The organism is Arthrobacter antioxidans (genome assembly GCF_023100725.1).
GTDB lineage: Bacteria > Actinomycetota > Actinomycetes > Actinomycetales > Micrococcaceae > Arthrobacter_D > Arthrobacter_D antioxidans.
This window is the reverse complement of sequence record NZ_CP095501.1, coordinates 365,669-384,094: the sequence shown is the minus strand read 5'-3', so window position 1 is coordinate 384,094 and position 18,426 is coordinate 365,669. Positions and strand designations below refer to the sequence as shown.

Here is an 18,426-nt window from a genome sequence, read left to right as displayed (position 1 = left end):
GTCCAGGCTTCCCGCCCGGGTCTTCCCCAGGGCCCCGGCAGCGCCCCGGGTCCGGACGGTACATTTGCGGAGTGGACCTGCCCGGAACGGACATCCCCGACCCGCTCTACCTCCTCCTCATGTTCGCCGTCGTCGTCGCCGATGTGGTGCTCCCCGTGGTGCCCTCGGAACTGCTCGTGATCGGCGCCGGCACCATGGCCGCCGACGGCATGCTCCTGCTGCCCGTCGCGGGCCTCGTCGCGTGGGCCGGCAGCTGGCTCGGCGACGTGGCCCTGTTCCTCCTGTTCCGGCGCCGGCTCACGTACGTCCTCGACCGTTTCCGCTGGGGGCGCCGGGTCCATCGGGGGCTGCGCGAGGCCATCGCGAAGGCAGGTTCATCGCCCACCTATGCCGCCGTCGTCGCCGTGCGCTTCCTGCCCGGCGGGCGCACCGCGAGCGTGGCCGCGGCGGGCATCGCGGAACTGCCCCTCCGCCCGTTCATGCTGGCGGCCGGCACCGGAGGCGCGCTATGGACGGCCTGGCTGGTGGGCCTCGGCTTCGTCGCGGGCGCCTCGACCGGGCTGCCCGCCTGGATGGGTGCCCTGCTCGGAATGGTGATCGGTACGCTTGTGGGAGCCATCACGGCGGCAATCCTCGCCCTGAAGAAACACCGGAAGGCCAAGAACGCGCATGAGCACCCCGAAGAACCCGGGTCCGAAGCTCCCTGACAAGCCGGTCAGGCCCCCGACCGTCGCGCAGGAAGCTCCCGCTGCCGCACCCTCCTCGGACACGGCGAGTGTCCTCGAACGCCTCAAGGCCGCACAGCCGCGAACTGCTGCGGCCTCCGGCGACGACGGGCCCAGCACGTCTCCCGCGGCGACCGCAGCAACGGGTACCGCGAGTGCGGGCGGTACGACGGGTGGAGGCGCCACCCGCACCCTGGATGTGCCCAGCGGCGCCACGATCACCAGAGCTGCGGGCGGCAGAGCCACCCCCGGCGGCAGCACCCGCACCCTGGACGCGCCCAGCGGCGCCACGACCCCCAGAGCCGCGGGCGGCAAGGAAGCCCCGGGCACGGGCAGTGACGCCGGCGGCCCGGATGCTGCCGAGCGGCTCCGGGTCGCGGCCGTTCGGGCGAGGGCCGCGGCGAACGTGACCGGCAGGGTCATCCACCGCGGCAGCAGTGCGACGGCCCGCCACGTCTCCTCCTGGGACCGGGACATCGTGCGGCAGGTGGTCGTGACGGTGTGCGCGATCGCCTGCATCCTCGGCTCGGCGGCGGGTGTCGAGGCCTTCGGCGGCCCGTCCATCCGGGACGCCGCGGGCGGCCTGTTCGCCCCGGACGCGACGCTGCTGGCGCCGTCGTCGACGGCCTTCTCCATCTGGAGCGTGATCTACGTGGGCCTGGTGGCGTACACGGTGTTCCAGTGGCTGCCGTCGCAGCGGAGGACCGACCGCCAGCGGCACCTCGGCTGGACCGTGGCGGCCTCGATGCTCCTCAACCTCGCGTGGATCCTGAGCGCACAGGCCGACCGCCTGACGCTGAGCCTCGTGGTGATCATGCTGCTCTTCTTCGCGCTCCTGTCCGCCGTCCGGACCATGAACGACCACCCCAACGAGACCAGACTCGAGGGGGCACTCGTGGATACGCCGATCGGCCTCTACCTGGGCTGGGTCCTGCTGGCGGCGGCCGCGAACTGGGCGGCGTTCCTCACGGCCGCAGGAGCGGACCTCTTCGGCTGGTCCGGTGTCGCGTGGTCCATCCTCGGGATCAGCGCCGTCCTCGTGACGGCCGCCATCATCTGCTCGACGGACCGCGGACGCCTCGCCGTGGCCGCGGCCACCTCCTGGGGACTGCTGTGGATCGCCGTCGAACGGGTGTTCGGCCAGCCCTTCGCGATGAACCTGGCGTTCTTCGCCGTCCTGGCGATCTTCCTGCTGCTCATCACGGCGGGCTCCCGCCGGCACCGCGTGGACCACGAGTACCGGCACTGGCTCCGGGCGCAGCAGGATGCCCGGCGCGAGCCCGTCCACCTCGGAGGCGGCGACTACGAGGACTCGCGCTACTAGCCGTACGCGTGGGAACGGCGGCGGCAGGACGCCGCCGCCGTGCCCCGAAGCACCCCGGGCCTAGCCCTGGTCTCCGACGGTGACGGCGATCTTGCCGCGCACGTGGCCGTCGATGCTGCTGCGGAACGCGTCGGCGGCACGCTCCAGGGGGAAGGTCCCGGCGAGCACGGGCTTGACGCTGCCCGCTTCGACGAGTTCGGTGAGCGCGAGCAGGTCCTCGGGGTTCGGCCGGACGAAGATGTACCGGCCGCCCTTGTCCTTCACCTCGGCGTCGGCCACGGAGGCGACCCTGGCCGGGTCCGACAGGTAGGCGAGGGAGGTCACCCAGTCGTCGCCACCCACGTAGTCGACGACGGCGTCGAGCCCCTCCGGCGCGGCCTCGGCGATCCGCTCGCCGAGTCCCTCGCCGTAGGTCAGCGGCTCGGCGCCGAGCGAGCGCAGGAAGTCGTGGTTCTTCGCGGACGCGGTGGCCAGCACGCGGGCCCCCCACGCCTTCGCGATCTGGATCGCGTACGTGCCCACGCCGCCCGCACCGTTGTGCACCAGGACGGTCTCGCCGTCGGCCACGCCGACGGCCGCCAGCGACTGGTACGCCGTGAGTCCGGCCAGCGGCATGGTGGCCGCTTCCGCCCAGGACACGTTGCGCGGCTTCCGGGCGAGTGTGCGGACGGGAGCGGCGACCTGCTCCGCGAAGGTCCCGAAGCCCACGGTGTCCGCGCGGACGTAGCCGATGACCTCGTCGCCCGCCTGGAACTCCGTCACCGACGGCCCCGGCCGGACGACGACGCCGGCCACGTCCCACCCCGGGATCACCGGGAAGTACGCCGGCAGGGCACCGTCGAGGTACCCGGCCGTGATCTTCCAGTCCACCGGGTTGACCGAGGACGCACGGACGTCGACGAGCACCGCGTCCGGTCCCACCTTCGGGTCCGGCTGCTCACCGTACTGGAGGACGTCGGGGTCGCCGTACTGCTCGTAGAACACTGCCTTCATGGGTCTCCTTCTCGTGGGCCGGCCTGCCGGGTCACGGCGGGCCGGACGCCTTTCGGCTGCCTGAGGCGCAACCCCACCGTCGCCGGGCGTATTCCGGGGCGACGGTGTGCGGAGGAGTGCGGGGTTCAGCCCGTGTTGCGCATCCCGGCGGCAACGCCGTTGATGGTGATCAGCATCGCGCGCTGGAGCTGCCCGTCGGGCTGCCCGCCGTCGGCCTCGGACCGTACACGGCGCAGCAGCTCCACCTGGAGGTAGGAGATCGGGTCGAGGTACTGGTCGCGCACCGCGAGGGAGCGCTTCAGGACCGGCTGGTTGTCGAGCAGTTCGTGTTCGCCCGTGAGCAGCCTGATCTCGGCGAGCGTGAGCTGGTACTCCTCCCGGATGACGCCGAAGAGATGCTGCAACTCGCCCGGGACGAGGGCCTCGACGTAGTGCGCGGCGATGTCCAGGTCCGTCTTCGCGAGGGTCATCTCCACGTTCGAGACCACGGTGCGGAAGAAGTGCCAGCGCTCCAGCATCTCCGCGAGCAGCCCCTCATGGCCGGCCTCCCGCGCGGCGCGCAGCCCGGAGCCCACGCCGAACCAGCCGGGGACGATCTGCCGGGACTGCGTCCAGCCGAAGACCCACGGGATGGCGCGGAGGCCGCCGAGGCCGCTGCCCGAATCCGGCCGCTTCGCGGGCCGCGACCCGATGTTGAGCGAGCCGAGCTGCTCCACCGGCGTGGAGGCGAGGAAGTACGCCGGCAAATCCTCGTGGTCGATCAGCGAGCGGTAGCGGGCGAAGGCGGCGTCCGACACCGTCTCCATGACCTCCGCCCAGCGGTCCCGCTCGACGTCGGACGAACGGGGCGTGCGGTGCAGCGCGGAGCCCTGCATGACCGCGGCCAGGGACAGCTCGAGGTTCTCCCGGGCCAGGGCGGGCAGCGAGTACTTGTCGCTGATGACCTCGCCCTGCTCGGTGAACTTGATCTCGCCCTCGAGGACGCCGTTGGGCTGGGCGATGATGGCGTCGTACGTGGGGCCGCCGCCCCGGCCCACGGAGCCGCCGCGGCCGTGGAACAGGCGGAGCCGGACCCCGTGCTTCGCGGCGACGTCGCGCAGGAGCCGCTGCGTCTTGTGGATCTCCCAGAGGCTCGTGAGCACCCCCGATTCCTTATTGGAGTCCGAATAGCCGAGCATCACCTCCTGCACGTCGCCGCGCAGGCGCACCACCTCCCGGTAGGTTGGATCGGACAGGAGGGTGTCCACGATCCGGGCGGAGACCCGCAGCTCGTCGACCGTCTCCAGGAGCGGCGCGAAGCCGATCTTCGCGAACGCGCCGGAGTCGGCGCCCCCGGACCCGTCACCGACGACGTCGACCAGTCCGGCCTCGCGGGCCAGCACCACGGGGGCGAGGACGTCGTCCGCGCCCCGCGTCATGGAGACGATGTAGGTCTCGATGACGTCCGGTCCGTAGGTCTCCAGGGCGGAGGCGATCTCGCGGAAGACGTCGAAGGTACGGCGTGCGGCGTCGTCCAGGGGAGGCTTCGCCGTCGCCAGCGGACGGCGGGAGGCCAGCTCGTCCGACAGCGTCCGGAGGCGGTCGGCGCGGGACAGCTCGAGGTAGGGGACCTCCAGTTCACCCAGCCGGTCGGTCAGCTGCGCGATCACGTCGTGGTGCATGTCCGCGTGCTCGCGGACATCGAGGGTCGCGAGATGCAGCCCGAAGGAGGAGATGACGCGCGACGCGGTGGCGAGGGCGCCGTCCGCGGCGAGGCCCGCCGCGTGCTCCCGGAGGGACTCCCCGACGAGCTCGAGATCCGCCAGCACCTGCGCCGTGTCGTTGTAGTCCCGGCCGGGCTCGTGCGCGGTGTGGTTCTGCACCCGCGCCGCGGTGTTGAGCAGCTTGGCCTTCACGCAGGTCAGCTTGAGCCGGTAGGGCTCCTGGGCGTTGAGCTCGAGGATCCGCTTGTCCAGGCGGGGCAGGTTCGCCAGGTCACGCTGGATGGACGCCGTCAGCTCCTCGGACGCCGCGACGATCGCGGTCGAGGACGAGAGCGACGAGATGAGCCGGTCGATGAAGTGGATGGCGATGCGGACGGCCTGCTGGTTCTGGATCTGCAGGATCTCGCGGGTCACGGCCGCGGTGACGTTCGGGTTGCCATCGCGGTCGCCGCCGATCCACGAGCCGAACCGGAGCGGCGCTCCCTCGGCGGGCAGTGCCACGCCGTGCTCGGCCAGGAGGTCGGAGAGATCCTCGAGCAGTTCGGGCATCGACGTGGTGAGGATGTCACCGAGGTAGTAGATGGCGTTCCGGGCCTCGTCGATCGGCGTGGGCCGCACCTGCCGCAGTTCGTCCGTCTGCCAGATCAGGTCGATGACCTCGGCGAGCCGCCGGTCCTGGCGCCGTCGTCGCTGGGAGCCCTCGGGCGTGGCCTCCGCCAGGATGTCCGAGAGGCGGCGGAGCTTGTCCAGGACCGACCGCCGCGAGGCCTCGGTGGGGTGCGCCGTGAAGACGGGGCGCACGTCGAGGGACGCGACGACGTCGGCGAGCGCGGCCGGGCCGGCGTCGGAGGCGATGCGGGACACCGTCTGCGCGAGCCAGCCCTCCTCCTCGGGCCGGGCGCGCAGGCCGCGCACGCGGTGGACCTGCTCGGCGGCGTTGGCCAGGTGGAAGTAAGCGGCGAAGGCCCGCACGAGGTCCGTCGCCTGGTCGATGGGCAGGGCCGCGAGCAGCTCGCGCACGCGACCGGCCAGCTCCGCGCGCTCACCGGCGTCGCTGACGCTGCCCGATTCCTTGGACTGCTTCGTGAGCAGGCGGACGCGCTCCACGAGGTCCAGCAGCTCCTGCCCGTGCTGCCGCACGAGGGATTCGCCCAGCAGCGTGCTGACACGCCGCACGTCGGCCCGGAGATCGGCGCTGACGTCTCCTGCCGCGTCGCCGAGCCGGTCGCCCACGGGTGGGGCGGTCACTTCGAGGGGCACTGTCACAACGGCCTGCTTTCAGGTCACGGAGAACGGGGCGTATACGGCACTGGATACGAGGGATGATGGTCGGATTTTACCCGGCGATGTGGTGCGCACCTCACCCGGCCCGTCATGTGAAGCGGCGCCGTCCGGCCCGCCCTGCCGCACGCCCGGCGGTCAGCGCAGGGGCAGGGCGACGACGACGACCAGTGCCAGCGCACCGAGCAGTGCCACGGCAACCGTGGTCCCCAGGACGCCGGCGACGTCGGCATCGATCCGCCCGTCCCGGATCCCGCGGGCGCTGCGGCGGTAGCGGCGGGCCTGCCCGGCGGTGATAACCAGGGCCGTCGCGGCGGTCAGCAGGGTCAACCCGAGCGGGAACCAGCCGTGGCGGGGCACCCAGCGGAGCAGGAGTACACCGGCGACGACCAGCGCGAGCATGGTGCGGTTCCAGGCCAGCGTGGTCCGTTCGGGCTGCAACCCGGGATCCTCGTGCGGCCTCGCGGCCGGGTCCTCCCGTGGTCCCTGCACGGTCAGGCGTTGCCCAGGACGACGACGAGGAACGCTGCGGCGACGAGCGCGCCCCCACCGGCCAGGACGGGGACGAGGATCGAGAGTGGCAGCGGGGCCTGTTGGCGCATGGCCCGCTCGACGGCGAGCCAGCGGACGCCGGCCGCGACAGCCAGCACCATCGCGAGCAGCAGGAGCACGACGGCGAGCCCGGTCCGGACCGGCTGCGCGAACGTGTCCGTGGTGAAGGCCTCGACGGCGACGCCGCCGGCGAGGAGCGCGAGCGCCGTCCGGATCCACGCGAGGAACGTCCGCTCATTGGCGAGGGTGAACCGGGGGTCCGGCTCGGTCCCGCCACCGAGGATCCGCGCGGACCGGCCCCCGCGTCCGGAGCCCGGGGCCCTGTCTGTCGTGGATGCGCCGGGCGTCGCCGGCGCCTGCTGGGATGGCTCGTCCCTCGAAGACCTCACCGCCCCATGGTAGGGCCGGCCGACGGCCGACGGGGCGTCCTGCCGTCCCGGTGCGGCTTCCCTCCACCTCCGTCCGGGGCCTCGGACGCAGAGGCGTTTTGCCTTTTCACGCCATAGTGCGATTGGCTGAGAACCCGCCGATCGTCCCCACCGTCGAGGTTCACATGCATCAGCCGCAGGAAGGCCCCGCCGCCCGGCCGGGCCGGAAGCCCGCGACACCCCCGGCCCGAGGTCGCGTCCTGATCGTGGCCACCGGCCGGGACCGCGGTGCACTCGCGGCCGCCCGCGCCTTCCGGCGCGCGGGCTGGTACGTCGGGGTCGGGACCCCCGAGAGTGGGGGATCGCTCGGCGCATCGACGGCCTGCGACGCCACGTTCCACGTGCCGCGTCCACGCGACGGGAGCTCCGGCTTCATCGAGGGTGTCCGTGAAGCGGCGGACGCGGGTGCCTTCGACGTGGTCTTCGGCGGAGGGGACGATTGGATGGCAGCCCTCGCCGCCTACCGATCGCAGATCCCCGTCCCGGTGGCGCACCCGGACTTCGACGTCGTCGAGACGGTCCTGGACAAGCTCAGGCTCGCCCGGTTCGCCGGGAAGGCCGGGCTGGCGTCGCCTCACACGGAACTCGCCACGGACGAGGCCCTTGCGGGCTGGTCCGGGCCCCTCGTCGTGAAATGCAAGGAGCACTGGGCGCCCCAGCAGACCCATCCGCTGCGCATCGAGGCCAAGCTGTTCCCCTCCCCCGCCGCCGCACGGTCCCAGGTCGAGAGGATCCGGGCAGCCGGAGCGCAGGCGATCCTGCAGGAGCCGATCGTGGGGACGCTCGGAGCGCTGATCGGCGTCTTCCACGACGGCAGGCTGCTCGGCCGCACGCAGCAGGTGTCGACACACCTGTGGCCGACCCCCAACGGCGCCTCGGCCCGCGCCCGCACCGTCGAGGTCGATGAGGTGCTGGTCGGGAAGGTCGAGTCGATGCTCCACGACATCGGCTGGCACGGGCTCGTCGAGCTCCAGTTCCTCACCGGCGACGACGGCGTCCCCCACCTGATCGACTTCAACGGACGGTTCTTCGGCTCGCTCGCGCTGGCCGAGTCGGCGCGCCCCGGCCTGGTGCACAACTGGGCGCTGGCCGCGATCGGCGCCGAGCCGTCCTTCCTCGCGGACGCGACACCCGGGAAGCGCTACACGTGGCTCACCGGCGACCTGCGGCGCGCCCGCATCGAACGGCGCGGCGGTCTCCTGCGCGATCTCGCCGGCAGCATCCTCTGGTCCGCGCGCGCACGCCACAGCATCTGGGATCCCCGCGATGTCGGTCCATCGGTCAGCCTGGCGCTCCGACGGTTCCGCCGTCCCTGACGACCCGCCGGATCCGCTACCGTCGCCGCGCCGCCCGCAGCATCTCGAGGGGCACGAGCCGCTCGGGCGCACGGACGACGACGAGGCCGGCCACGTACACGCCGAGGATCACGGTGCCGACCAGGGCGCCCTGGACGAGGGGTGAGGCGCCGTCGGTGGCCGTCAGGACCGCTGCTCCGCCCAGGGCGGCAGCAGTACCGAGCACCGCGGCGCGTGCCACGAGGGCGAGGGCCGGCCGGATCTCCACCGCCGCGTGCCGGCGCGCGAGGAGCCAGGCATTGGCGACGGCCGCGACGACGAGCGAGGCCGTCGTCGCCAGGGCGATGCCTGCCACGCCCATCAGCGGTGCGAGCAGGATGTCCCCGACGACGTTGATGGCCATGGCGGCGAGTGACACGAGCACCGGGGCGCGTGAATCACCGAGCGCGTAGGACGTACTGACCATCACCTGCCGCACCCCCATCGCGACGAGCGCAGGTGCGTACCAGAAGACCGCGACAGCGGTGGTGCCGGCGTCGTCGGCGGTGAACTCCCCGCGTCCGTACGCGACGAGCGAGAGCGGCAGCGCCGCCACCATCAGCACGAGGGTCAGCGGTACCAGGATCGTGACGGTGACGGACAGTCCACGGGACACGAGGCGCCTGACCTCCGGCACATTGCCGGCGGCGGCCCCGAGCGCCGGGTAGAGCGGGACGAGGAGGGATGCGATGAGCAGGGTCTCCGGCAGGTTGACGAGGCGCCAGCCGTAGGACAGGGCCGTGATGGCGCCGTCCCCCAGGGTCGAGCCGACCGCCCGGTCCACGAGCGAATTGACGTTGGCGATGGCGCTTCCCACGAGCAGTGGTGGCATGAGCCGCGCGATCTCCACGAACCCCGGATTCCGCAGCTCCCACCGGGGTCGGATGCGCAGCCCGAGCGCGCGCAGGGGCGGCAGCTGCAGCGCCAGTCGCGCTGCGGATCCCACCACGAAGCCGACGGCGAGCGCCTGGATACCGTACTGCGGTCCGAAGAGTCCGGCAGCCCCGATCATGATGATGTTGAACGGGACCCCCTGCAGCGAGGACCAGACCACCCTGCCGTGGGCCTGCGCGACGGCGGCCAGGAGATCCGTGCCGGCGATCAGGACGGTCGCCACCAGCACGATCCTCGTCAGGGTGACGGTGAGTTCTGCCTGCTCGCCCTCGAAGCCCGGTGCCAGCACTGCCGTCACGGGACCGGCGAGGATCCCCACGACGACGGCGCCCAGCCCGAGGACCACCATGGTCACGGTGATGGCGGTGTCGAAACTGCGGTGCCCCCGGCACCGCGGCCCTTCGGCGGCGACCTCGCGTGCGATGACGGGGGTGACGGATCGGGCCATGGCGTACGCCACCAGACCCAGCACGACGTTCATGAGTCCCTGCGCCACCAGGTAGGCGTCGAGGGACGGCCCCGCTCCGAAGACCGCGGCGATGACGACGTCGCGCACGAAGCCGAAGATGGTGGAGACGGCCGTCAGGGCGGTCACCACGACGGCGGCACGCGAGACGCTCACCCGACCGCCTCCCGATGTCATGCCCTGCCAGAACCCCGATCATTCAAGCATGACGGCCGGCGGGACGGCGAAACGGGCACTCCCCCGACCCGTCACCCACCGGGTGCGGGGCGCGGGGTCAGGCGAAGGCCGAGATGCCCGTCAGCGCCCTGCCCACGATCAGGCTGTTGATCTCGTAGGACCCCTCGTAGGTGTAGACGGCCTCCGCGTCGGCGAAGATCTTCGCCATGGAGAAGTCCGTCACGATCCCGTTCCCGCCGAGGATGCCCCGCCCGAGCGCCACCGTCTCGCGCATCCGGGCCGTGGTGAAGGACTTGGCGAAGGCGGCCTGCGGCATGTCGGACGCGCCCTGCTCCTGCAGCTGGGCGATGCGGCTCATGACGCCGAGGCTCGCCGTCGTGTTGCCCATCATCGTGACCAGCTGGTCCTGGACGAGCTGGAAGCCCGCGATCGGGCGGCCGAACTGGTGCCGCTCCACGGCGTACTGCCGGGCGACGTCGAACGCGGCCAGCTGCTGGCCGACGGCCTGCCAGCCGACGAGGATCCGGGAGCCGAGCAGGAGCTGCCGCGTGTCCTCGAAGGACGCGATGCCGGCGAAGCGGTCGGCCTCGTCGACGCGCACGTCGGTCAGGGTGATGTCCGCGTTCTGGACCGTCCGCAGCGCGGTCTTGTTCCCGATGACCGTGCGCGTCACCCCGGGCAGGGTGGCGTCGAGGATGAAGCCCCGCACGCCCCCTGTGTCCGTGTCGCGCGCCCACAGGAGCATGTAGTCGCAGAACGTCCCGTTGCCGATCCACCGCTTCGCGCCGTTGATGAGCCAGGTGTCGCCGTCGCGCGTGGCGGTGGTCGCCATGCCGCCGGCGACGTCGGAGCCGTGCAGCGGCTCGGTGAGCGCGAACGCCCCGGTGATACTCAGGTCCATGGCGTCCTGCAGGAGCCGCGCCTTCTGCTCCGCGCTGCCGAAGGTGTGCAGGGCCTCGACGAAGAGGTCGTGGTGGACCATGAAGAACGTCGCGATCGACGTGTCCGCGCGCGTCATCTCGGCGATCACGAGTCCGCTGAACAGATGGCTGTAGCCCTGCTGCACGGGCGTGCTGAGCTGCAGGGCCGCCAGCTTCGGGAGGATCTCGTGCGGGAACTCGGCCCTGTTCCACCAGTCGACGGCGCGGGGCGAGACCTCCTTGTCCAGGAAGTCCCGGACGTCCTGCAGCTTCGAGCGCTCGCGGGCGGAGAGGAGGGATTCGAAGCCGAGGAAATCGGCGGTGGGCAGCTGGCTCGTCATCGAGCCGTCCTTTCTATCGAGACCGGGAGCAGCACTATCTCGGCGCCATGCGGATGGCACCGTCGAGGCGGATCGTCTCGCCGTTGAGCATCTGGTTCCCGACGATGTGCGCGGCGAGCGCCGCGTACTCGACGGGCTTGCCGAGCCGCGAGGGGTGCGGCACCTGGGCCCCGAGGGAATCCTGGGCCTCCTGCGGGAGACCGGCCATCATGGGCGTCTCGAAGATCCCGGGGGCGATCGTGACCACGCGGATCAGCGACCGCGCGAACTCGCGGGCGAGGGGCAGCGTCATGGCCGCGACCCCGCCCTTCGACGCGGCGTAGGCCGGCTGCCCGATCTGGCCGTCGAACGCCGCGACGGACGCGGTGTTGATGATGACGCCGCGCTCGTCGGAGCCGCCGAGGCCCGTGACGGTGGGGGTGGCTGCCATGGCTTCGGCGGCGAGCCGGATGACGTTGAAGGTGCCCACGAGGTTGACGGTGATCACCCGGGCGAACTGCTCGAGCGGCAGGACGCCGTCGCGCCCGAGGACCTTCCCCGGCGTGGCGATCCCGGCGCAGTTGACCACGATCCGCAGCGGTCCGAGGCCCGCGGCGGCGTCGACGGCGGCCTGGACCTGGGTGGGATCGGCGACGTCGGCGGCGACGAAACGCACCCGCTCGCCGCGCGGGTCCAGCTCCGCGGCAGCATGCGCGCCGGCGGACTGCGGCAGGTCCACGAGCACCACGGCCGCGCCGTCGTCGACCAGCCGGCGGGCCGTCGCGAACCCGAGCCCGGAGGCACCACCGGTGACGAGGGCCACTGCTCCCCTGATGTCCATGCCTGGTCCTCCCGCATCCGGTGGACCGCCGTTGGTCCATCCTCGCGGCCAGCGTACTGTGACGCGGACCACTGCGCATCCTGCGGACCATCGACTGCGCATCCTGCCCAATCCCGCAGCGCACCGGCGTGACTAGGGTGGTCACATGCCCATTCCCGACGACGCCGCCGCCGCGGCGGCCCACAGCGTCCGGCACCTGTTCGCCCGGCGGTCCCTGCGGGTGCCGGGAACGCGACTCGCGGCGGTCGCCGTCCCGGCACCGACCGGCCCCCGGAGCCACTGGCACTACTGGTGGCAGGCGCACTACCTCGACTGCCTGCTGGACGAGCACCGGCGTGATGCCGGGACGGGTGCGCTGCTCGAGGCCCGGAAGCTCGCCCGCGGCATCTGGCTGAGGAACGGCGGCCGCTGGCGCAACGCCTACTACGACGACATGGCCTGGCTCGCGCTCGCCCTGCAGCGCCTGGACGCGCTGGACGGACGGCGTAGCCCGCGGCGCCGCGTGCGGGTGCTCGGTGACGCACTCCGCTCGGCGCACACCTCGGACCTCGGCGGCGGTGTCTACTGGAACACCGCGCGCGACTACAAGAACACCCCGAGCACGGCCCCCGCCGCCCTCTTCTTCGCGCGGGCCGGAGAGACCGGGCGGGCGCAGGAGCTGCTCGACTGGCTGAGGGAGCGCCTGTTCGACGCCGGGAGCGGCCTCTACCTCGACGGCGTCAGGGCCGACGGCCGGGTGGAGCGCTCGCTGCACACGTACAACCAGGGCACGGTCCTCGGCGCGCTGGTGGCCGTCGGTGGACCGGCCGGGCTGCGGCACGCGGCCGATCTCGCCGCGGCGGTGGCCCGGGAGGTCGCCGACGACGACGGCGTGCTGCCGCTGGCGGCCACAGGGGACGCCGGCCTCTTCACGGGGATCCTCGCACGCTACCTCGCGCTGGCCGCCGCGGCGCCGATCGGCGCATCCGCAGCGACGGAGGTCCGGGCCGTCCTCGACGCGACGGCGGAGCACGTCTGGGCCGGCCGCCGCACGGACGCTTCCGGGATGCTCGTCTTCCCGCCCGGGCAGGACGGCCCGGTGAGCCTGTCCTCCCAGCTCCAGGCCTGGATGATCCTGGAGGCCGCGAGTGCGGTCCGCGCCCAGGAGGGGCCACCCGCCGGCGGGTGACAGACTGCTGGCATGGAGAACCAACCGCGCGATCACGACCTCGTCATCTACGGAGCGACAGGCTTTGTCGGCGAACTGATCGCCGCCTACCTCGCGACGCACGCCCCGGCAGGCCTGCGGATCGGGCTCGCGGGCCGGTCGACGGCCAGGCTCGAAGCGGCCCGGTCGCGCCTGCCGGCCGCGGCGCACGACTGGCCCCTCATCGAGGCGGATTCGGAGGATGCGGACTCGATCGCCGCCCTGTCGGAAAGCACCCGGGTGCTCTTCACCACCGTCGGCCCCTACGCGAAGTACGGGCTGCCCGTCGTCGAGGCCTGTGCGCGGGCGGGCACCCACTACGGCGACCTGACGGGCGAGGTCTCCTTCGTCCGCGAGGCGATCGACCGCTGCGACGCCCTGGCCCGGACGAGCGGCGCCCGGATCGTGCACTCGTGCGGCTACGACTCCGTGCCGTCCGATCTGGCGGTCCTGCTGCTCCACCGGGCGGCGGAGGCCGACGGCGCCGGCGCGCTGACCGAGGTCCAGCTCGTCGCGACGGCCAAGGGCGGCATCAGTGGAGGCACGCTCGATTCGATGCGCGTGCAGCTCGACGGGATGCGGTCGAGCGCCGCGCTGCGGTCCCTCATCGCCGACCCCTACGCCCTCAGCCCGGACCGTGGACAGGAGCCGACGACGCCGCAGCCGGCGGACGCCGGCCCGGTGCGCCGCTCCGGCGACGGACTGTGGACCGCGCCCTTCGTCATGGCCGCAGCCAACACCCGGATCGTGCGCCGCAGCAACGCCCTGCAGGGTTGGGCCTATGGCCGCTCGCTGCGCTACGGCGAGGTGATGGGCGTGGCCCGCGGCCCGGTGGGGGCGGTCCTCGCCGGGGCGACGGCGCTCGGACTCGGCGCGTTCGCCGGTGCGATGGCGTTCCCGGCGACCCGGCGCCTGCTCGACCGCGTGCTGCCGGCTCCGGGAACGGGCCCGAGTGCCGGCACGCGGAGCAAGGGCTGGTTCCGTTCCCAGGTGACCGCCGGCACCGAGGGCGGGCACCGGTACCGGGCGATCGCCGCCGGCCCGGGCGATCCGGGCTATGCCGCGACCGCCGTCATGGCCGGTGAGACGGCACTGGCCCTGGTGCTGGACGGCGACCGGCTCCCGCCGGGGAGCGGTTCGCTGACGCCCGCCACCGCGCTCGGCGATGTGCTCGTGCAACGGCTCCGTGCGGCCGGGCACACCTACGAGGTGACCCGGCTGGCCTGACCCGGCGTCAGTCGCTCGTCGTCGAGCCCCTCCCCTGGGGGTAGAGCGTCTCCCCTCGCGCCAGCATGGCGACGAACTTCGTGATATTGCGTTCCTTCGCCGCGTCCGTCTTCAGCTGGGACAGCCGGAAGATCATGGCGTAGCGGTTCTGCGAGGACAGGGTGCGGAAGGTGGCGAGCGCGGCGGCGTCGGCCTCGATCGCGATCGTGAGTTCGGGCGGCATCTCGGCGTTCGCCGGGCCCGAGTACGCCCGATCCCACCGGCCGTCGGCCTGCGCCGCCGCCACTGCCCGCTCCCCCGCCTCCCGCATGCGGCCCTCGGCGCGGAGCCGCTCGATGTAGCCCTGGTTGCGCACGGACCAGATGCTCCGGGGGCTGCGCGGCGTGAAGCGCTGCAGGTAGGTGCCCTCGTCGCGGGACTTCGCCTGGCCGTCGATCCAGCCGAAGCACAGCGCCTCGTCGAGGGCCTGCGGGTAGGTGAGCTGCGTCGTCGTCCCGCCCTTCTTGTGCTCGATCAGCCAGACGCCGGGCGAGGAGGCGTGGTTCTCCTCCAGCCAGGCCCGCCATGCGGGGGCGTCGGGCAGGAGGAGTTCGGGAAGCTCGGCCTTCATGCGATCACCCTAGGACCACTCCGGCCGTCAGGGAACCACACCTGCTGGCATGCTGGACGGACCCGGCCCGCCACCCGACCTCAAGGAGAACCGATGCTCCGCGTCCGCCCCCTCGTCCACACGCCGGACCTTCCCGGTGCGGCCCGCTTCCTGCAGGCACTCGGCCTTGCCCCGGCGCAGGACCCCGCACCGAACGGCTCCTACGCCGTGTTCGACGCCGGGAGCGGCCGCGTGGCCCTCCACGCCTGCGTGCCGGGCCGTGCGGAGGACGGCACCACGGACCTCGCGTTCGACGTCGCCGATGTGCGGGAATTCGCTCGCCGGACGGCGGAGGCGGGTGCACGGGTGACCGTCGAGCTCTCCGACGAGGGCCACGGCGTCACCGCCCGCATCACCGCGCCGGACGGGCTGTCCTTCCTCGCCGACGCCGGGCCGCGCGAGACGGGGGCGCCGCCGTCCCCGCTCGCGGTCCTCGCCCTCTGGTACACGCCCCGGGTGGGACGGGCCGTGAGGGTGCTGGAAGACATCGGGGCGAAGCCCGGGACCAGCTCCGCCGCCGCTACCCGGCATGACTTCCGGGCGAAGAACGGAGGCCTCGTGGCAGTCCGTACCGACGCACGGACTAGAGCGGAGCTCGCCTTCGAGTACGACGGCGACGTGCGGGACCTGGTCCGGGACCTCACGGCCGGCGGTTTCGAGCCCGTGGTGACCGACGAGAGCCACGGACGGTCGCTGCGCGTCCGCTCCCCCTGGGGCGCGGAGGTCCGGATCGACGAGTGGCAGCGGGACTCCGCGGTGCACTGACCGGGCCGCCGCCCCGCGGGGCCGGCCACCGGACGGAGAGCCGCGCGCTGCCTACCGCCCCAGAGCGGCCGCGAGCTTCGCGGTGTACAGCCGGGCGACCGCGTTGTGCCCCTCCTGCGACATGTGGACGTTGTCGAGGTACTCGGCGTTGGCCGCACTGGCGAGGCCTGCGACGGAGATGAAGGTGACGCCCTGCCTCGCGGCGTTGGCTGCGAGTACTTCATCGAGGTGACGGCGCTGGACGTGCGAATCATCGCTGCGGGACATGACCCCGTTGACGATGATCCTGCTGTTCGGGTACATCAGCTTCAGCTTGGCCCACAGGGCCGTGCTGTCGGCGATGACCTGCGCGTCCGGCTTCCCCGACGTCGCGTCGTTGCCGCCGAGGGAGACGAGCACCACGCCCGGAGTGCCACCCGGGAACGGCATCCTGCCGTTCTGGACCGCGGTCCAGCCCGTTCCGCCGGCCACGACGCTGGCGGTCGAGTAGCCCATCCCTCCGTAGGCGAGGTGTGAGGCCTGATCGGTGAAGCCCATGGCACGGGCCCCCTGCTCGCTCCAGGAGTCACCGTCGAGCTGCGAGTCACCGTAGAGCACCACCGACGTCGCGGTGGCCGTGACCGGGGTGAAGGGGTAGACGGAGGACGGCGGGGTCGCCGGGGGCGTGGCCGGTGGGGCAACCGGCACGTTCGTCGTGATGACGCCTTTCTGGAACCGGGTGTGGGTACCGGCCCCGTCCTTCCAGGTGTCACCCGTCGGCCAGCCGTACTTGGCGAAGTTGCTCTCCAGCGTGGTGAAGTGCCCGGTGTCGATGCTCCTCACACCGGTGGTCGGACCCCACAGGATCATCCCCCCCTGGAAGCGCTGGTAGTACCCACCCTGCCAGGCGGTCTTGTTGCCCATCGGCAGGCCGAGGGAGGACTGGGCGCCGCCCTTCTGCTCGTAGTAGGTCTGGATGCTGCCGTTGGTGGTGGTGAAGAGCTGCCCCTTGGACCAGAACACCTTCCCGCCCTGGAAGTCCTGCCGGACACCGTTCGGGACGGCGGTCTCCCCGGAGGTGGGATAGCCCAGGAAACCGCGCTCGTACCCATTGGCTGCGTAGTAGCCCTTGATGCCGCCGAAGACGCTCTGGACTCCGGTCGCGGGCAACCAGGTCACGTGCCCCCTCTCGAAGCTCTGGGAGTACCCGCCCTTCCAGGCGGTCTTGTTGCCGGTCGGCAGGCCCAGGAAGGAGAGGGCGCCGCCTCTCTGCTCGTAGTAGGTCTGGATGCTGCCGTTGGTGGTGGTGGTGATCCGGCCCTTGGACCAGAACACCTTCCCGCCCTCGAAGTCCTGCCGGATACCGTTCGGCACGGCGGTCTCCCCGGACGTGGGATAGCCCAGGAAGCCGCGCTCGTACTGGTTCGCGGCGTAGTAGCCCTTGATGCCCCCGAAGACGGCATGGGCTCCGGTCGCAGGCGACCAGTAGATGTACCCGTTCTGGAAGTGCTGGAGTTTCCCGCCACGGACGGAGAGCCCGCCGGCGTCGCCGGTGGGGAAGCCCAGGAAGCCCCTGGTCCACCCGGTGGCCGCGTACCGGGCACCCATGGCGTCGTCGAGCACGATCCGCGCGCCGGTCTTCTGGGTCCAGATGACGGACCCCTTCTGGAAGCGCTGGGAGCAGCTGATCCCGTCACAGCTCTTGTTCCCGAGGGGGTTGCCGAGCAGGGCGCGGTTGGCGTTCCACTTGATGTAGGTCTGGCCATCGACGGTGTAGCCCGCGACCAGGACCATGGGTGCGGCGACGGGCGGGACGACCGCCCGCGCGGGAGGTGCAAGAGCCCCGACCCCCGAACACAGGACGAAGGTCGTCACAGCCACAGCCCCGAGCCGCTTCATCTTGAACATCCGGATCCCCACTCCACCAGAAATAATAAGGTCACAGTAATACATGCATGTGCAGCTATCGGCCGGCCGGTCCGATTCGTTCCGGAATCCGGTGAATCGGGGCAGGAGCTCTTCGGCCTGCCCCGCATCCCGCCCCGGATTCAGCCACCGGCCGAAGAACCGCGCGCCGCCTGCCGCGGGCGGAGCCACTGGGATAGAACTGGGGTATGAACGTTCGCACCCCTGACCCCAACCCGGGCTGGCTCTCCGAAGATGACCTGTACGAGGCCCGCCGACGCCTCCCGATGGTGTACGTGGAGGCGATCCCCGTCCGGTGCGACACCCTCGGCTACGTGAACGAGGTGGGGCTGCTGCTGCAGGCCAGTGATCAGGGCGAGATGGTGCGCACCTTCGTCTCCGGCCGCGTCATGTATCGGGAGACCATCCGGGCGGCGCTGCTGCGCCACCTCGAGAAGGACCTCGGGCCGCTGGCACTGCCCCAGCTGCCGCCGTCGCCCGTCCCCTTCACGATCGCCGAGTACTTCCCCTCCCCCTCGGAGACGGGGCTCACCGACGACCGCCAGCACGCCGTCGCCCTCGCCTACCTCATCCCCGTCACGGGCGAGTGCAACCCGCGCCAGGACGCGCTGGAGCTGTCCTGGCTCACGCCGTCCGAGGCGTTGAGCCCGTCGATCCAGGCCGAGTTCTCGGGCGGGCGCGCGGACCTGCTGCGCCAGGCCATGGCCCATGCCGGCTGGGGCCGCTGACCCGACGG

The 18,426-nt window shown here is 72.1% G+C and carries 16 protein-coding genes; 7 read left to right on the top strand and 9 right to left on the bottom strand.

Going from position 1 to position 18,426, the window contains the following annotated elements:
- Nucleotides 1-71 precede the first annotated feature (71 nt).
- Both MWM45_RS01910 and MWM45_RS01905 read left to right on the top strand, forming a co-directional pair.
- Complete coding sequence (locus MWM45_RS01910; protein ID WP_231554443.1) at nt 72-707, top strand: DedA family protein; 636 nt, start codon at nt 72-74, stop codon at nt 705-707.
- Complete coding sequence (locus MWM45_RS01905; RefSeq protein ID WP_247827896.1) at nt 670-2,049, top strand: TspO/MBR family protein; 1,380 nt, start codon at nt 670-672, stop codon at nt 2,047-2,049. The genes MWM45_RS01910 and MWM45_RS01905 overlap by 38 nt, the downstream gene beginning before the upstream one ends.
- 60 nt (nt 2,050-2,109) lie before the next feature.
- Here MWM45_RS01905 and MWM45_RS01900 read toward each other — a convergent pair whose 3' ends face one another.
- From MWM45_RS01900 to MWM45_RS01885, 4 genes are all read right to left on the bottom strand, one after another.
- Nucleotides 2,110-3,042: an NADP-dependent oxidoreductase gene (locus MWM45_RS01900; RefSeq protein ID WP_247827895.1), complete on the bottom strand. Its 933-nt coding sequence runs from the start codon at nt 3,040-3,042 to the stop codon at nt 2,110-2,112.
- Nucleotides 3,043-3,167: 125 nt separating this feature from the next.
- Nucleotides 3,168-5,978, bottom strand: a complete 2,811-nt coding sequence (gene ppc / locus MWM45_RS01895) for a phosphoenolpyruvate carboxylase (protein ID WP_418909755.1) — start codon at nt 5,976-5,978, stop codon at nt 3,168-3,170.
- 186 nt (nt 5,979-6,164) lie between these two features.
- A complete protein-coding gene (locus tag MWM45_RS01890; protein ID WP_247827894.1) occupies nt 6,165-6,467 on the bottom strand; it encodes a DUF202 domain-containing protein in 303 nt (100 codons plus the stop codon).
- A 53-nt stretch (nt 6,468-6,520) separates the two neighbouring features.
- Complete coding sequence (locus MWM45_RS01885; RefSeq protein ID WP_418909716.1) at nt 6,521-6,967, bottom strand: YidH family protein; 447 nt, start codon at nt 6,965-6,967, stop codon at nt 6,521-6,523.
- A 164-nt stretch (nt 6,968-7,131) separates the two neighbouring features.
- Between MWM45_RS01885 and MWM45_RS01880 the strand changes: the two genes are divergently transcribed.
- Nucleotides 7,132-8,322: a hypothetical protein gene (locus tag MWM45_RS01880; protein ID WP_247827893.1), complete on the top strand. Its 1,191-nt coding sequence runs from the start codon at nt 7,132-7,134 to the stop codon at nt 8,320-8,322.
- A 16-nt stretch (nt 8,323-8,338) separates the two neighbouring features.
- Here the strand turns inward: MWM45_RS01880 and murJ are convergent, their stop codons facing one another.
- The 3 genes from murJ to MWM45_RS01865 all read right to left on the bottom strand — a co-directional run bounded on the left by murJ (nt 8,339) and on the right by MWM45_RS01865 (nt 11,958).
- Nucleotides 8,339-9,856 (bottom strand): murein biosynthesis integral membrane protein MurJ, encoded by a 1,518-nt coding sequence (gene murJ / locus MWM45_RS01875; protein WP_247827892.1) that lies wholly within the window; start codon nt 9,854-9,856, stop codon nt 8,339-8,341.
- Nucleotides 9,857-9,974: 118 nt separating this feature from the next.
- Complete coding sequence (locus MWM45_RS01870) at nt 9,975-11,138, bottom strand: acyl-CoA dehydrogenase family protein (protein ID WP_247827891.1); 1,164 nt, start codon at nt 11,136-11,138, stop codon at nt 9,975-9,977.
- Nucleotides 11,139-11,172: 34 nt separating this feature from the next.
- Entirely contained in the window at nt 11,173-11,958 is a 786-nt protein-coding gene (locus MWM45_RS01865) for an SDR family NAD(P)-dependent oxidoreductase (RefSeq protein WP_247827890.1), read from the bottom strand.
- 145 nt (nt 11,959-12,103) lie between these two features.
- Here MWM45_RS01865 and MWM45_RS01860 point away from each other — a divergent pair, with 145 nt between their 5' ends.
- Complete coding sequence (locus MWM45_RS01860) at nt 12,104-13,126, top strand: glycoside hydrolase family 76 protein (protein WP_247827889.1); 1,023 nt, start codon at nt 12,104-12,106, stop codon at nt 13,124-13,126.
- 12 nt (nt 13,127-13,138) lie between these two features.
- Nucleotides 13,139-14,371: a saccharopine dehydrogenase family protein gene (locus tag MWM45_RS01855; protein ID WP_247827888.1), complete on the top strand. Its 1,233-nt coding sequence runs from the start codon at nt 13,139-13,141 to the stop codon at nt 14,369-14,371.
- Nucleotides 14,372-14,378: 7 nt separating this feature from the next.
- On the opposite strand, the gene MWM45_RS01850 is transcribed toward MWM45_RS01855, so the two are convergent.
- Nucleotides 14,379-14,981, bottom strand: coding sequence for a YdeI/OmpD-associated family protein (locus MWM45_RS01850; protein WP_247827887.1), 603 nt, complete (start codon nt 14,979-14,981; stop codon nt 14,379-14,381).
- Nucleotides 14,982-15,074: 93 nt separating this feature from the next.
- Here MWM45_RS01850 and MWM45_RS01845 point away from each other — a divergent pair, with 93 nt between their 5' ends.
- A complete protein-coding gene (locus tag MWM45_RS01845) occupies nt 15,075-15,785 on the top strand; it encodes a VOC family protein (RefSeq protein ID WP_247827886.1) in 711 nt (236 codons plus the stop codon).
- 51 nt (nt 15,786-15,836) lie between these two features.
- On the opposite strand, the gene MWM45_RS01840 is transcribed toward MWM45_RS01845, so the two are convergent.
- On the bottom strand, nt 15,837-17,672 hold the full coding sequence (locus MWM45_RS01840) for an SGNH/GDSL hydrolase family protein (protein ID WP_247827885.1): 1,836 nt from the start codon (nt 17,670-17,672) through the stop codon (nt 15,837-15,839).
- A gap of 206 nt (nt 17,673-17,878) precedes the next feature.
- Here MWM45_RS01840 and MWM45_RS01835 point away from each other — a divergent pair, with 206 nt between their 5' ends.
- Entirely contained in the window at nt 17,879-18,418 is a 540-nt protein-coding gene (locus tag MWM45_RS01835; RefSeq protein WP_247827884.1) for an NUDIX hydrolase family protein, read from the top strand.
- The last annotated feature ends 8 nt before the right edge of the window (nt 18,419-18,426 follow it).

Excerpts from the sequence above, each read along its gene's own strand:
- MWM45_RS01870 (WP_247827891.1), bottom strand. The coding sequence starts at position 11,138 with ATGACGAGCCAGCTGCCCACCGCCGATTTCCTCGGCTTCGAATCCCTC.
- MWM45_RS01840 (WP_247827885.1), bottom strand. The coding sequence starts at position 17,672 with ATGTTCAAGATGAAGCGGCTCGGGGCTGTGGCTGTGACGACCTTCGTC.
- MWM45_RS01865 (WP_247827890.1), bottom strand. The coding sequence starts at position 11,958 with ATGGACATCAGGGGAGCAGTGGCCCTCGTCACCGGTGGTGCCTCCGGG.
- MWM45_RS01880 (WP_247827893.1), top strand. The coding sequence starts at position 7,132 with ATGCATCAGCCGCAGGAAGGCCCCGCCGCCCGGCCGGGCCGGAAGCCC.
- MWM45_RS01845 (WP_247827886.1), top strand. The coding sequence starts at position 15,075 with ATGCTCCGCGTCCGCCCCCTCGTCCACACGCCGGACCTTCCCGGTGCG.
- MWM45_RS01860 (WP_247827889.1), top strand. The coding sequence starts at position 12,104 with ATGCCCATTCCCGACGACGCCGCCGCCGCGGCGGCCCACAGCGTCCGG.
- MWM45_RS01850 (WP_247827887.1), bottom strand. The coding sequence starts at position 14,981 with ATGAAGGCCGAGCTTCCCGAACTCCTCCTGCCCGACGCCCCCGCATGG.
- MWM45_RS01855 (WP_247827888.1), top strand. The coding sequence starts at position 13,139 with ATGGAGAACCAACCGCGCGATCACGACCTCGTCATCTACGGAGCGACA.
- MWM45_RS01900 (WP_247827895.1), bottom strand. The coding sequence starts at position 3,042 with ATGAAGGCAGTGTTCTACGAGCAGTACGGCGACCCCGACGTCCTCCAG.
- MWM45_RS01835 (WP_247827884.1), top strand. The coding sequence starts at position 17,879 with ATGAACGTTCGCACCCCTGACCCCAACCCGGGCTGGCTCTCCGAAGAT.
- MWM45_RS01905 (WP_247827896.1), top strand. The coding sequence starts at position 670 with ATGAGCACCCCGAAGAACCCGGGTCCGAAGCTCCCTGACAAGCCGGTC.